This is a genomic window from Streptomyces sp. WAC04114, assembly GCF_019733245.1.
In the GTDB taxonomy this organism is placed as follows: domain Bacteria; phylum Actinomycetota; class Actinomycetes; order Streptomycetales; family Streptomycetaceae; genus Streptomyces; species Streptomyces massasporeus_A.
On the sequence record NZ_JAIGQA010000441.1, the window covers coordinates 1 to 235 of the forward strand.

Genomic DNA, 235 nt, shown 5'->3' on the forward strand with positions numbered 1-235 from the left:
CCTGCTCAATCTGGCGTCCAACGCGGTGAAGTTCACCGAATCCGGCGAGGTCGTGCTCCGTGCCGGCCCGGCCCCGGCCAGGCCACCGGCAGACCAGGCGCCATGGCTGCGGTTCGAGGTGGCCGACACCGGCATCGGCATCGCCGCGGCCGACCAGAAGCGGATGTTCGACGCCTTCTCCCAGGCCGATGCCTCCACCACCCGCCGCTACGGTGGCACCGGTCTGGGGCTGGCC

The 235-nt window shown here is 71.9% G+C and carries 1 protein-coding gene; it reads left to right on the plus strand.

Annotated features, from left to right (window positions below; genetic code table 11):
- A partial coding sequence (locus tag K4G64_RS39660) for an ATP-binding protein (protein ID WP_260461597.1) occupies positions 1 to 235 on the plus strand: 235 nt, incomplete at both ends.